Annotated in this window: 8 protein-coding genes and 1 pseudogene; 2 read left to right on the top strand and 7 right to left on the bottom strand. The window is 70.8% G+C overall.

The features are described from left to right. Window positions 1–26 precede the first annotated feature (26 nt). Both QRX50_RS30355 and QRX50_RS30350 read right to left on the bottom strand, forming a co-directional pair. Window positions 27–776 (bottom strand): enoyl-CoA hydratase/isomerase family protein, encoded by a 750-nt coding sequence (locus QRX50_RS30355; RefSeq protein WP_285966534.1) that lies wholly within the window; start codon window positions 774–776, stop codon window positions 27–29. A 16-nt stretch (window positions 777–792) separates the two neighbouring features. Further along, window positions 793–2,409 carry an ATP-dependent acyl-CoA ligase gene (locus QRX50_RS30350; RefSeq protein ID WP_285966533.1) on the bottom strand — a complete coding sequence of 539 codons (1,617 nt, stop codon included), beginning with the start codon at window positions 2,407–2,409 and terminating at the stop codon, window positions 793–795. 122 nt (window positions 2,410–2,531) lie between these two features. On the opposite strand from QRX50_RS30350, the gene QRX50_RS30345 reads away from it, so the two are divergent. Next, window positions 2,532–3,113 (top strand): TetR/AcrR family transcriptional regulator, encoded by a 582-nt coding sequence (locus tag QRX50_RS30345; RefSeq protein ID WP_285966532.1) that lies wholly within the window; start codon window positions 2,532–2,534, stop codon window positions 3,111–3,113. Between the two features lie 63 nt (window positions 3,114–3,176). Continuing rightward, window positions 3,177–3,809, top strand: coding sequence for a nitroreductase family protein (locus tag QRX50_RS30340; protein ID WP_285966531.1), 633 nt, complete (start codon window positions 3,177–3,179; stop codon window positions 3,807–3,809). 344 nt (window positions 3,810–4,153) lie between these two features. Here the strand turns inward: QRX50_RS30340 and QRX50_RS30335 are convergent, their stop codons facing one another. The 5 genes and pseudogenes from QRX50_RS30335 to QRX50_RS30315 form a co-directional block, all read right to left on the bottom strand. Further along, window positions 4,154–9,697, bottom strand: coding sequence for an RHS repeat-associated core domain-containing protein (locus QRX50_RS30335; protein WP_285966530.1), 5,544 nt, complete (start codon window positions 9,695–9,697; stop codon window positions 4,154–4,156). Window positions 9,698–9,900: 203 nt separating this feature from the next. Further along, window positions 9,901–10,488, bottom strand: a complete 588-nt coding sequence (locus QRX50_RS30330) for a YbaB/EbfC family nucleoid-associated protein (protein WP_285966529.1) — start codon at window positions 10,486–10,488, stop codon at window positions 9,901–9,903. Window positions 10,489–10,903: 415 nt separating this feature from the next. After that, window positions 10,904–11,194 (bottom strand): annotated as a pseudogene (locus tag QRX50_RS30325) (type VII secretion target); the annotation flags it as partial. Between the two features lie 7 nt (window positions 11,195–11,201). After that, complete coding sequence (locus QRX50_RS30320; protein ID WP_285966528.1) at window positions 11,202–13,175, bottom strand: hypothetical protein; 1,974 nt, start codon at window positions 13,173–13,175, stop codon at window positions 11,202–11,204. 10 nt (window positions 13,176–13,185) lie between these two features. After that, entirely contained in the window at window positions 13,186–13,602 is a 417-nt protein-coding gene (locus QRX50_RS30315) for a hypothetical protein (protein WP_434533158.1), read from the bottom strand. Window positions 13,603–13,610 lie beyond the last annotated feature (8 nt).

Below are 13,610 nucleotides of genomic sequence, written 5' to 3'. Positions count from 1 at the left end.
CCGTGCCGGGCCACCGGCGATCTTGATCAGAGACTGCCGAACCGCGGTGCTCTCCGCTCGGCGAACGCGGCCAGCCCCTCCCTCGCGGTGGGTCCGGCCAGGTGCGCGAGCAACGTCTCCCGCTCCGCGGTGATCGCGGCGGCGGGTTCGTCGGCGAGCGCCTTGCGGTGCAGGCGTTTCATGCCGCGCAACGCGTCGGGCGCGTGCCGGGCCAGGCGCGCGACGAGCACCTCGACGGCGTCGTCGAGCTCGGCCGCGGGTACCGCGCTGCTCACGAGGCCGAACCCCGCCGCGGTGGCGCCGTCGACGATTTCGCCGGTGTAGAGCAGCCGGCGGGCGATCGCCGGGGCGACGGCGTGGGTCAGACGCACCGAACCGCCGGCGCCCGGCAGCAGCCCGTACTCGAGGTGCCGGTCACCGATCTGCGCGGTCTCGCTGACCACGGCGAGGTCGCAGGCCAGCATGATCTCGCAGCCGCCCGCCACCGCGTAGCCGTCGATCACGCACACGGACACGAACGGCGCGGCTTCCAGCCGGTCGAGCGTCACCCCGATGGCGGTGATGTACTCGCGCACCGCGGGCGGATCGTCGAGCACCGAACGCAGGAACTTCAGCTCCGCACCGGCCGACAACGTCCCGCCCCGCCCGCGCACCACGACCACCGAGCAGTCACCGGCGGCCGTGATCGCCTTGTCCAGTCCGGCGATCACCTCCGGGCTGAGCGCGTTGCGCGTGGCCTCCTGGTCGATCGTGATCCGGCCCACCGGACCGTCCACACTGAACTCGACGGCCTCACTTCCTGATGACAATGCCCGCCGCCTCCCGGTCCCACAGCTCGCCGACGCGGTCCGCGGCGGCGGTCTTCAGCTTGTACTTCTCGATCTTCTCGCTCGGCGTCTTCGGCAGGCCGTCGATCAACTCCAGGTAGCGCGGCACCATGAAGTACGGCATGCGCTCGTCGCAGAACGCGATGATCTCCTCGTAGGTGGCGCTCGCGCCCTCTTCGAGCACGACGTACACCATGAGGTCGTCCTCACCCAGCTCCGAAGCCACCGGCACCGCGGCGGCCTCGAGGATCGCCGGGTGCTTGCAGACGATGGTCTCCACCTCGTAGGCGGAGATGTTCTCGCCGCGGCGGCGGATCGCTTCCTTCTTGCGGTCGGAGAAGAACAGGTACCCGTCTTCGTCCAGCCAGCCGCGGTCGCCGGTGTGGAACCACAGGTCGCGCGTGGCGCCGACGGTGGCCTCGGGCATCTTGTAGTACTCCAGCATGGTCATGCCGGGTTCGTTGGGGCGCAGCCGGATCTCGCCGACCTCACCCGTGGGCACGGCGCGGCCCTCGTCGTCGACGATCTGCACGCTCATGTCCGGGCGCACGCGGCCGGCCGAAGGCACCTTCTCCGGCGAGTCGTCGGGGCTGAACACGGTGACCGCGCAGTTCTCGGTCATGGCGTACACCGACGTCACGCGCGTGCCGTAGCGCTCGAGGAAACCCTGGGCCAGCTCGCGGGAATTCGGCACCATCATGCAGATCCGCACGTGGTGGTCGCGGTCGCGCTCCGAGGGCGGCTGCTGCCAGATGATGTTCGCCATCGCGCCGAGGCAGTTGAACACCGTCGCCTTCGACTCGCGGATCTGCGACCAGAACCGGCTGGCCGAGAAATGCGGGTAGAGCGCCACCGACGCTTCCGCCCACAGCGCGGCGTAGACGGTGTACCAGATCGCGTTGCCGTGGAAGACCGGCAGGCACGTGTAGAGCACGTCGTCCTGGCGGTAGGAGTTGAGCGACGCCATTTGGTGACCCACGGCGTGGCCCTGCGCCTGCGGGCAGATCGCGCCCTTCGACGGGCCCGTGGTGCCGGAGGTGTAGAGGATCAGGTGCGGGTCGTTCCAGCGCACGGGTTCGACCAGCTGCGGCGGCTCGGGTGAGGCCTGGCCGAGGTCTGCGAGGTCGTGGGTGGTGACCCCGTCGAGCGCGGCCAGCTGCGCCGGGTCGGAGCCGAGCCCCAGCACCGTGCGTACGGCCGGCACCTCGGGCAGCACGGCGGCGACGCGCGCGAGCAGGTCGCCGGCCACGCACACGGCCGTGGAGTCGGACTGGTCGAGGAAGTACCGCAGCAGCTCGCCCTTGGCGGCGGTGTTGAGCGGCACCGCCACGGCGCCGAGCTTGCCCAGGCCCCAGAGCGTCCACAGGAACTCCGGGCCGTTGGGCATCATCATCGCCACGTGGTCGCCCCGGCTGATGCCGAGCGCGGCGAACCCGTTGGCGTAGCGGTTGGTCATCTCGTCGAGGTCGCGGTAGGTGAAGGTGCGCCCCGCCCAGTGCAGGAACGGGCGGTCGCCGACACGGGCGGCTTTGTCGGCGAGGATGTGCGCGGTGGTCCTCTGGTCGATCTCGTAGTAGCGCATCGGCGGGCTGCCTCCAAGTCTCGCCTCCGGACGCTAACCGTACGGGCGCGATCGGTCAACAAACAGTTGTTGCACCCGGTTTGCCCATCGACTCGTCACTCGCCGTAGTGTCTAATGGGCGGGTGTCCGAACGAGCCACCGACTACGTCACGCCCATCGTCGAGATCGCCGCGAGCCTGTTCGCCCGAAAGGGCTACCACGGGACTTCGATGCGCGACATCGGCCGGGAGGTCGGCGTGCACGCCGGAAGCCTCTACGTGCACATCCAGGGCAAAGAGGACCTGCTCGAGGCGATCGTGCACAGCATCATGGAGCGCTCCGAGCGCGACATGGAGGAAATCCTCGCCGCCGGCGGCACCGCCACCGAGCAGCTGCGCCAGGTCGCCGCGCGCGACCTCAAGCTCATCGGCGAGAACAAGGAGTTCGCCACCGTCTTCTTCCACGAGTGGCGCAACCTCAGCGAACCGCGCCAGCAAGCCGTGATCGCCAGCCGTGACCGCTGGGAAACGGGGCTGCGCAGCATCATCACCCAAGGCATCGAGGCCGGCGAGTTCCGCGAAGCCGACCCGCGCATCGCCGGCATCGCGCTCACGAGCATCCTGAATTGGGCGTATGTCTGGTATTCCCCCGACGGATCGCTCACCACGGACGAGCTCGCGGACCGTTTCGCCGACCTGTTGATCGAAGGCCTGCGCGCACACTGAACCGGGCCTGTGGCCACGGTCTCGCCCGGCGCGCGCCCCGGCTCGCGGACCTATGATCGCGGCATGCTCGAACTTTCGCCGGACCAGCTGCTGTCCACCACACGCGCGGTGCGCAAGCGCCTCGACTTCACCCGCGACGTGCCCGACGACCTCATCCGCGAGTGCGTCACCCTCGCTCTGCAGGCCCCGGCCGGCTCCAACGTCGTCACGGCCCGCTTCGTGGTCGTGCGTGACGAAGCCAAGCGCCGCGCCATCGGCGAGATCTACGGCGCCATCTACGCCGGCTACAAGGCCTCCCCCGGCTACCCGGGCAAGAACACCGGTGAGACCGAACGCGACCGGGTGCAGTCCCGGGTGGCCTCCTCGGCCGACTACCTGGGCGAGCACATGGGCGAAGCGCCGGTGCTCGTGCTGGCCTGCAACGAAGGCACCGACCGTGCGTCCGCCACGGCGGGCATGTCCAACGTCCTGCCCGCCACCTGGAGCTTCATGCTGGCCGCGCGCGCCCGCGGTCTCGGCACGGCGTGGACGTCCATGCACGTGGTCCGGGAACGGGAGGTCGCGGACCTCCTCGGGATCCCCTACGAGACCGTCGCGCAGGCCGTGCTGACCCCGCTGGCGTACACGAAGGGCACGGACTTCCGCCCGGCGTCGCGGCCCGCGCCGGACGAGGTCACGCACTGGGACAAGTGGTAATCGGGCCGAGCCTGCAGGACCAACCGGGTCCGGCTGCCACGAACGCCCCGCAGCCGGACCCGCTTTTCCGACACCACGGGCGGTGGGTCCGGCCAGCCCGTGGTGTTTCGCGATCTTGCCGTCGTCCCCGGAGTTCCGCCGCCGGGGCGCAGATCCAAGTCGTGCCGGAGGCGAGCGCGAGGATCGCCGCCTCCGGCACGTCGCGATGGCGCTGCCGGATCTCGGCCCGGAGCCGTTCCCTCGCGTGCACGACGTGGATGGTCGGGCCGAGATCGCCGAACTCCTTGCGACCATGTCCCGCGTGAGCGGGAACGCGGCGCGGGAGTGCCGGTTACCGGGTGGCGTCAGTCGACGTCCATCGCGTTCTCCTGGTTCTCGCGTGCACGCTCGAGCCGGTCGCGCAGCTCCTGCCGGGAGATACCCAGCCGCTGGGCCATGGCTTCCTCCTGGCGCTGGGCTGCGTAGTCCTCCGCCTTCTGACCGGGCGCCGGCCGATCGGTCCGGTTGGCTTCGGCCGCGTCGTGCGCGTCGTCGTACTGCTTCGCCCTGGCCTCGTCCGCCGGGGTCCGGTGGTCGAAGGTCCGTTCGACGGCCGCGTCCTCCTCGGCCCGGGTCGGGTACTGCCCGGATCGCGCGGTGTCCCGCGCCAGGTGCATTTCCGCGACGTCCGCCCTGTCCGGGCCGGGGGTGTGAGCGAAGCCGCCTTGCCGGTCGCTGTATTCCAGCGGCCGGTCCCGCATGTGGTCGACCATGCGGTGGTAGGAGTCGTCGGCGATCTTGCCCTGGGTGGTGCCCGCGGTCGGCCGGAAGCTGTCCCTTTCGGGCGCGTTTTCCATCACCGGCAGCCTCTTCGGTTCGTTCGGCGTGGTCCCCTTGTCCACATAGGCCGGGTTCGGCTCAGTCTTTTGGTTGAAGCGCGGTTCGTCCGGAGTGTCGTCGTAACTCTTCCAGTTCGGGTTTTTCTCGAGAACCGGTTTCATGTGCTGGTTGGCGTAGGTCAGCTGGTTCAGCTGGACCGCGTCGCTCGGCCGCCCGCCGCTCACCGCGTTGTCGAGTGATTCGCGGTAGCCCCTGGCGTCGAGCCCCGAGCCGTCCTGCTCGACCCGGTTACCGGTGCCGATGTTGTCCCGGTGCGCCTGGTAGGACTCCTGGTAGGCGGGTGCGTCGTCCTCGATCCGCTTGGCGTCGGCGGACGCGCCACGCTTGAAATCAGGTGCGAGCGCGTGGTAGCCGATCGGGTGTTCGGACTGGTGGGTGTGGTCGCCGGAGAGCTGCTTCTTGCTGTGGGGCCAGGACGGGTCCTTGCTGATGTCGTCGAAGTACTTGTGGTTCAGCCGTTTCACCTCCGCGGCCGTCTTGCCGTAGGTGCCGTCCGGTTGGACCCGCGGCGGGTTGGGCTTCTTCCCGTACGGCGACTGGTTCTGCTGCGCGGCCTTCTTTTTCGCCGCGGCGCACGGAGTCGCCTTCGGCATCAAACCCAGCGGGTCGGCCAGCGCGGTCGGGTTGAGCACGTACGCCTGGGAGTCCGGGCCCGGATCGAGGCCGAGCGGGTCGTGCGAGAGGTACCGTCCGGTCTCCGGGTCGTAGTACCGGTTGACGTTGTAGTGCAGCCCGGTTTCCGCGTCGTGGTACTGGCCGGGGAAGCGCAGCGGGGTCGTCGCGCCGCCCGGGGCGGAGAGGACCTTGCCCCACAACGTGGCCTGGCGGTGCCAGGCCACCTCGCCGCGCTCGTCGACGAGTTCGCTGGGCGCGCCGACGAGGTCGGTGACGATCGCGTGGAACCGCTCGTCCGCGGTGCCGAGGACGCGTTCGGTCTGGGCGAGCGCACGGCCGGTGCCGGGCGAGAATTCCCACACGGTCGCGATCTGCGGCCTGCCGGGTCCACTGTGGACCTGTTCGGCGAGGGTGGCACCGTCCCAGGCGAACTGGACCTGTTCGGTGATCCGGCCGTCGGCGGCGAGCCGTTGCTTGGCGACGCGGCGCCCGAGAGCGTCGTAGCGGTAGCGCCAGTGCTCGCCGTTCGGGGTGACGACCGTGGTCAGGCGGCTTTCGGCGTTCCACCGGAACTGCCATTGCGGGCCGCCGGGCCCGGTCGCGCGCACCGTGGTGCGGCCTTCGGGGTCGTGGGCGAAGCGCAGCGCGCCTGCCGACGCCAGGAGCGTGCCGCGGTACTCCCGGGGACCGGCGGACGGTGCGCTGGGAGTCTGCGCCTGGGCGATGGCGCCGGACGGGTGGTAGGCGTAGCTTTCCTGCCAGCCGTGACCGGCGACGGAGCGGACCCGGCCGGTGCGGTCGACGTCGAACGTCCGCGGGCCGGACAGCGCATCGGCGACCGAGCTGAGGTAGCCGTCGGCGAGGTAGCCGTATTCGCGATGCTGCGTCGTCCGCGCGCCCGTGTTCACGCTCTGCGCGGTGAGGCGGTCGCCGGAGTCCCAGCTCTGGTGCAGTTCCGCCGCACCCAGGCGGCGGACGCGCTCGCGGCCGGCCAGGTCGTGGTCGAACCGGATCGTGCGGCTCCCGGCGTGCAGCGCCGCCACGGTGCCCGCCGGACCGTAGTCGAAGCGGGATTCGGCGCCGGACGGTGTGCGCCGCAGCCCGCGGCGGCCCAGCGCGTCGTACTCTGAGCGCACCGGACGACCGTCGACGGTTTCCGTCACCACCCGCCCGAGTGCGTCGTAGGCGAAGGTGACTTCGGCGTCGGCGTTGCGGGCGACAACGAGCCGGCCGGCGGCGTCGTACGCGAAGGTCGCGACGTCGCCGCCGGTCGTGCGTCGCACGACGCGGCCCATCGCGTCGCGTTGCAGCTGGGTGGTCTCACCTGCACCGTTGGTACGGGCGACGACATCGCCGGCCGCGTCGTAGCGGTAGGTGAGCGTGCGGCCGTTGAAGTCGGTCTCGCGGACCAGGTTGCCGGCGGCGTCGTAGTCGTAGCGCCACACGAGGCCTTGCTCGTTGGTCATCGAGACCAGCCGCAGCTCGGTGTCGTAGGCGTACTCGATGCGCTGCCCGTCCGGGCCGATCTCCGCGACGGGCAGGTCGAACTGTGCGTACTCGGTGCGGGTCCGGTTGCCGCGCGGATCGCTGCGGTCCTGAGTGTTGCCGACCGCGGCGTCCTGCCACTGCCAGGTCGCGCCGTCCGGGCCGATCTCCTCGGCCGGCTCGTCGCCGCCGGCCCAGCGATACTGGGTGACGGCGCCGACCTGGTCGGTGACGGAGGTGGTGCGGCCGAGGTCGTCGTAGGTGTAGCGCACGACGGCGCCTTCCTCGTCGACGACGGTCAGCGGCCGGCCGGCGGGGTCGGACTCGATGTGAGTGGCGCCGCCGAGCGCGTCGGTGATCAGCGCGAGGTTGCCGCGTTCGTCGTAGCCGAAGGTGGTCCGTGCGCCGAGCGGGTCGACGATGGCGGCGGCCTTGCCGCGCGTGTCGTACTCGTACCGCCAGGTGGCCCCGTCCGGGCCGATCGCGGCGGACGGGCGGCCGAGCTCGTTGTACTCGGTCAGCGAGCGCGTGCCGTCTGGGGCGGTGACGGCCGTAACGCGACCGGCCTCGTCACGTTCCCAGCGAGTCTGGCGGCCCAGCGGGTCGGTGCGGGTGAGCAGCCGGCCGTGTTCGTCGTACCGGAACGTCGTGGTGTGGCCGAGCGGGTCGGTCTCGGCGATAACGTCGAGCCGGTCGTCGAGGTGGAATCGCCGCACAGCTCCGAGCGAGTCGGTGACGGTGGTGACGAGGCGCTCGCGGTCGTACTCGATGGCACAGTCGAGGTAGCCGTCGGTGCCGGTCGCGCGCACGACGCGGCCCGCGCTGTCGAATCCGTAGCCGTACCAACGGCCGTTGACGTCGTCCCACCGGATGATGCGGCCGTCGGCATCGTAGGTGAAACGCGTGGGCGTGCCCGCTTGGTCGACGATCTCGATGAGCCGGCCGCGCGCGTCGTAGGAGTAGGCGGCCAGCACGGTGCCGTCCTGGGCGCGCAGCGCGGTGATCCGGCCGTCGGTGCTGTCGAACAGCACGCTGGTGCCGGAGGAGTGGACCATCGCGACGGGCACGCCTATTTCGTCGCGGACCACCTCGATCCGGTTGCCGTCGCCGTCGCCGATCATCGCGAGCGGGCAGACGCCGGACCCGTTGTCGGTGAAGAACAGGGACTGCGCCTGGTCGTCATCGGTCACGAGGTAGCCGCCCTCGAACCGGGAGAGCGACCGGGCGGGGCCGGCGACGGGCAGCACAGGGTCGTCGGCCGGGACGGGATAGGTCTGGATACTGCCGTCGGCCAGCGCGACATGCAGGCCGTCGTCTCCCGCCTCGATCCGCTGGTCCACTGTGGACGCCCAGGTTGGACCGAAGAACCGGCCGGCACGGTAGGACGACAGGTGCGTGCGTGAAACCTCCAGCGGCAGCGCGCCGGGCACTGTCAAGTCGGTCTGGGTGAGCATCATCCAGCCGGTGGCGACGTCGATCGGGTCACCGCAGTCGATGCGGTCCTTGACCGGGGTGCTGTTCTCGTGCGGATCGGCGTTGCTGTCCTTGAGGCTCTTCGTGCCGGACGTGCCGGTGCTGTCGTCCTTGGGCAGGCCGCGACTCCCGCCGCCGGACGTGGGCACTTCCCCGGCGGCGCCGGTACCGTCTGGCGACCCGGACGCGTGGGTCGCGTCGTCCCCCGCCTTCGAGCCGGCCGGCGGCGCGCTGTCCTTCGACCCGCCACCGGTGTAGCCGGACGCCTTCGTTCCTTCGTCGGCGCCGCCGGCTTTGCCGGCCGGGGGCGTGTAGTCCTTCGAGCCGCCGCCGCTGTACCCCGACGCCGTCGTTCCCTCGTCCGCACCACCGGCCTTGCCGGCCGGGGGCGTGTAGTCCTTCGAGCCGCCGCCGCTGTACCCCGACGCCGTCGTTCCCTCGTCCGCACCACCGGCCTTGCCGGCCGGGGGCGTGTAGTCCTTCGGGTTGCCCTCGTACCCGGATGCCTTCGTACCGCCGCTGTCGGCACCCTTCGAGCCCGGCGGGGGCGTGTAGTCCTTCGGCGTGCCCTCATAACCGGACGCCTTCGTGCCCCCGCCGCCGGCGCCACCGGTTGATTTGACCGGCGGCGGCTCCGGGGTGCCACTGAGGGCCTTCGTCTTCGGCGGCGCCGCGACCTTCCCGCCCTTGATCCCCTTGAGGCCCTTGCCCACGTCCGCGAACAGCTCACCGGTGTTCTTCAGCATCGGAGCCAGCGCCTTGAGCGCCTTCACCACGGCCGTGACCAGCTTGGCGATCTGAGTGGCGGTCTTCGCGACGTTCTCGACCACCTCTTCGATCACCCAGGTCAGCCCGATCCCGAGGGTCGCGATCACCTGCAGCGCCCAGCTGATCATGTGCCCGATCAGCTGCGAGATGATGTCGCGCACCAGCGTCCGCACGGCGGCCACGATCTCGCCGCCCTTCTGCACCCCCGCGGCCGCGCCCTCGCACCCCTTCGCCGCCGCCTGCAATGAATTACTCAAGTCCTGGGCGCGCGCGCGGTACGCATCGGCCGCCGATCCTGTCCAGGACTGCAGATCCGCGTTCACCGCGTCGATCAAATCTGAGGCGACCGCACCCAGCTCTTTCGAAACGTTTCCCAACGTCTCCGACTGCGCCTTGATCTGATCCGCGTTACCCGTCAGCCCATTGAGAGCTTCCTTCAACGGCCCCACGTGCTCCAGCAACCACCCCACCCCGGCCGCCAGAGCCGCGCCGAACGGGTCCATCGCCACCGAAAGCATTTCCAGTCCAGTGCCGACGGCGCCCATCGCGGTCGCCGCCCAGTCACCGGACTCGATTCCCTCGGCAAGACCATTCGCCGACTCCAACAGCGAAATGCCCGAATACGCCTTCGTCGAATCCTGCGTCTGCGCGATCAATGGGTTACTCATGTGCGCAGCCCTCCCGTTCTGCGATGGAACCACCGTTCGCGCTGATTTGTTCGCGAACAATTTTGGCAAAGTTCACTGGGAACGAATCCGGTGCCGGATCGGACACGGCACCGCAAAAGAACAGTCGGAAATGAATGCGGACGCATTCGAGCCAGTGGTGCTGTTTCGTGCCGCGACGAAAGGGCAACGAAACAGCACCACTGTCACCAGGGGTTGTTGTCCTGCTCGTCCGGGTCGATGCCACCCCGGCGGCGCGGGGCCGCCGGGCCTGCCGGGCCCGGCGGAGCGGCGGGCGGCGGCGGGGTCGCGGCGCCACCGGCCGACGGCGCGGGCGGCACCGGCGGCGGGGTCGGGGCCGGGGGCTCCGGCTCGCCCGGGCCGTCTTCGGGCTGGTCGAGGTCCGGGAAGCGGCTGCGGAGGCTGCCGAGCAGCGCGGAGCGGGTGTCCTGGTCCTCGTCGCCGAGATTCTCGGTCATGACCTCGGCCACGCGCTGGGTGATGCCCGACTGCGCGCGCCGCATGGTGTCCAGCACCATGCGCGCCAGCTCCTCCTGCGGCATGGTCCGCGTCTTGGACCCGAAGACCAGGTCGGACACGACCCCGTCGGCGCCGACGGTGACCTTGACGGTGCCGTCGGGGCTCGACGCCGTGAGGCGCAGCCGTTCGGTCTCCTGCTGGGCAGCCGCGTAACGCTCGGCCTTGCGGGCGAAGCCCGCCGCCCACTCGTCCATCCGCCGGATCGCCTCGTCGGGGTCCCTGATCAGGTCACCCAACCCTCCCGCACTGGTCATGGTGTTCGTACTCCTCGATCTGCCTGCTGCTGAACTGTTCGGGTGGCGCCGGGCGTAAAGTCGCCCGGCGCCACGGTGGCACCGGCTATTCGGTGACCGTGCCGATCCGGAACGACGACGGGTTCACCACGGGCTCGTCAGGCACCGTCGTGCCGATGCGCGGCGACAGCGGCGCCTGCAGCGGCTCGCTCGGCACGGTCGTGCCCACGCGGTACGACGGGCGCTCGGCCTCCAGCGGCTCCGTGGCCTCCCTCGGCACCGTGGTGCCGATGCGGGGCGACAGCGGCGCCTGCAGCGGCTCGCTCGGGACCGTCGTGCCGATGCGCGGCGACAGCGGTTCGCTGCCCGACGAGTAGCCGTCCGAGCCCCCACTGGTGAGGCCTGCCGCGTCGTCGCTGTTGGCCAGCTGGTTGAGGAACGGCTGTGCCTCCTGGGAGTCGCCGTCCAGGTACGCCTGCGCCGTGGTGCGGACGTTGTCCGCCGTGGTCTGCATGCCCTCGGCCGCGGCGCTCACCGCGTCCTTCGCCTGCTGCCCCGTCGGATTCACGATCGGCGGGAGAAACGCGCACAGCAAGCCGTAGGCCTCGTCGCTCAACGCGTAGTCCGCCGCCTGCACGGCGTTGTTCAGCCGGTCCACTAGCCCGTCGAGGTGGCTGGCGTGCGCCGTCAGCTCGTCGGGTTCGACGTCGAAGCCTCCGCTGGTCATCCCCGCCTCACTTCCAGTCCTTGTTCTTCCAGTCGCCGATCACCGGCGGCGCGACGACCTCGTCCGGAGCGAAGAAGCTCGGATCGTCCGACTCCACGTAGTCGGCGATCTTGTGCTCCTTGTCCTCCGGGCCCTTGCCGCCCTTCTGGCCGGCACCCATGCCGCCCATGCCCGGCGAACCGGCCGCGCCCTTGGCGCCCGCCTGTGCGCCACCGCCTCGCGCGGCCAGCTCCTCCTCGGCCGCCGCGGCACCGGAACCGGCACCCGCGCCCGCCACCGAGCCCGCGCCACCGAGGCCCGCGCCCTTGATGCCGGCGCCACCACCGATGCCGCCGATCCCGCCACCGGCACCACCGCCACCGCCACCGAGGCGGCTGCTGATGCTCTCGCCGTTGATACCGCCACCACGGCCGATGGTCGGGATCTTGCCCGATCCGCCGCCGATGCCCCCACCGGAGCCGCCCAGGCCACCGCCGCCGATGCCCGTGCCGGGGTTGAACGGCGGCGGGGTGAAGCCCGTGCCGGAACCCGAGCCGCCGCCCAGGCCACCGCCACCGGCACCGCCGCCCGGGTTGAACGGGGGCGGGTTGAAGCCGCCGCCACCCACCCCGGCACCGCCGGGACCGTCGGGCACGTTCAGCGGCGGGGGCGTGAAGCCCGAGGTCTTCGTGGTCTCGTCGTTCGGCAGGCCGGAGCCGCCGCCGAGACCGCCACCGCCCAGGCCACCGCCACCGACGCCGCCCGGACCGTCTGGGACGTTGAGCGGAGGCGGGTTGAAACCACCGCCACCACCCGCACCGCCACCGGCTCCGCTCCCGGAGCCACCGCCGAGGCCACCGCCACCGACGCCGCCCGGGCCGTCGGGCACGTTGAGCGGAGGCGGGTTGAAGCCGCCACCGGCGCCTCCTCCGGCACCGCCACCCGCGGTGCCGCCGGCACCGCCATCGGCGCCACCCGCGCCACCGCCGGCACCACCGATCGGCAGCCCGTCGGGACCGATGGGCCGGCCGTCCGGGCCGATCGGCAGGCCGTCGGGGCCGACCGGAAGACCCTGGCTTCCGGCACCGCCACCGCCGGCACCACCCGCGCCGCCACCGTTCGCGGCGGTCGAGCCCGGAAGCTTCGGCGGCGCCGAGAACGCCGGCGTCACGACGGCCGCGCCGATCGTGTGGTCGTACTGCGTCATCAGCTGCGCCGCCTGCTGGCGCGCGGCCTGCTGCTCGGTGAAGGTCGCCATCGCCTTGGACGCCTGCGCGGCGTACTCGGTCGGGTCCTTGATCTGCTGCAGCTGTGAGTTGGCCTGCTGCACGTCGAACTGGACCGGCGGGTTCGCGGCCATCGCGATCTGCGTCTCGTTCAGCGCCTGCGAGTGGATCTCCTGCTGGCGCCCGGTCAGGGTCGCGCCCTGGGCGGTGGTGCCGAGCCACTTGCCGACGTTCGCGAGGTGCTCGCGCGCCGCGTCGCCGCCGGCACCCTGCCAGTTGCTCGTGCTCGCGTTGATCGCGTTCGCGAGGTTCTCCTGGTGCGTGGCCAACTCGTTGCCGACGCGCACCCACTCCTCCGACGACTCGGCCACGGTGGCCGAGTTCGCCTGCTGGGTGATGGCCTGCTGCATCTGCTCGTGCGTCGCCTGCGACCAGTCGGTGTAGGGCGCGCCGTCGTTCTGGCGCAGCTGGATACCGTCGTGGAGCCCGGACTTCGCGTCCACGAGCCGCTGCTCGTAGAGCTCCTGGATCTTCTGGTTGCGCACCTTCGGGTCGACGACGGGGCCGAGCCAGCCCTGGGCGATCTCGTCGTCGATCTCCTTGGTCGCCTCGGCGCGGATCTGGTCACCGGAGGCGACGTCGTCCGGTTTGACCGGGCCGACGAAGTACTTCGACGACGAGTCGGCCGTCACGTCGTAGTAAGGGCTGTGCGGGTTGTAGTCCGGTGACGACGGGTCTGAGACCGCCGAGGTGGACGGGTCGGTTGTCGTGGCCACGTGATCCTCCTCAGGTCAGTTCGTCGACGGGGAGACGCTTGATCGTGTCGCGCGTTCCGGTTTCGGTGTTGCTGTAGTTCTGCTTCGCCAGCTTGATCGCCTCGACGTACGTCGGGAACTCGTCGCGCGCCGCCTGCAGCTGCGTGAGCAGGCCCTGGCCGTCGCTGGCGGTGTTGAGCATGTGGGTGGACACCCAGCGACCGGTCGAGGTGGACGACATGGCCGGGGCCGTGCCCAGCTTCTGCAAAGCGTCCCACCGGGCCTGAAGGGTGTCGATCACACCTTCGAGCGCCTCGATCATCTGGTTGCCGGTGGTGTCGTCCACCGCGAAACTGCCGGTCTGCGCCAATCGCTTCAGCTCGGTCCCGGACAACTGCTGCGTCATTTCACGCGCAGTCGCCTTCGCCGGGGTCGCTTCGTCGGCCACCGGATCTC

Origin of the sequence: Amycolatopsis sp. 2-15 (assembly GCF_030285625.1) — a bacterium.
Taxonomy (GTDB): Bacteria; Actinomycetota; Actinomycetes; order Mycobacteriales; family Pseudonocardiaceae; genus Amycolatopsis; species Amycolatopsis carbonis.
The sequence above is the reverse complement of the archived record's forward strand: the minus strand, read 5'-3'. Positions and strand labels throughout refer to the sequence as shown.

What these genes read in the sequence shown, in the direction of transcription:
- QRX50_RS30330 (WP_285966529.1), bottom strand. Translation starts at nt 10,488, where the DNA reads ATGACCAGTGCGGGAGGGTTGGGTGACCTGATCAGGGACCCCGACGAG.
- QRX50_RS30340 (WP_285966531.1), top strand. Translation starts at nt 3,177, where the DNA reads ATGCTCGAACTTTCGCCGGACCAGCTGCTGTCCACCACACGCGCGGTG.
- QRX50_RS30335 (WP_285966530.1), bottom strand. Translation starts at nt 9,697, where the DNA reads ATGAGTAACCCATTGATCGCGCAGACGCAGGATTCGACGAAGGCGTAT.
- QRX50_RS30350 (WP_285966533.1), bottom strand. Translation starts at nt 2,409, where the DNA reads ATGCGCTACTACGAGATCGACCAGAGGACCACCGCGCACATCCTCGCC.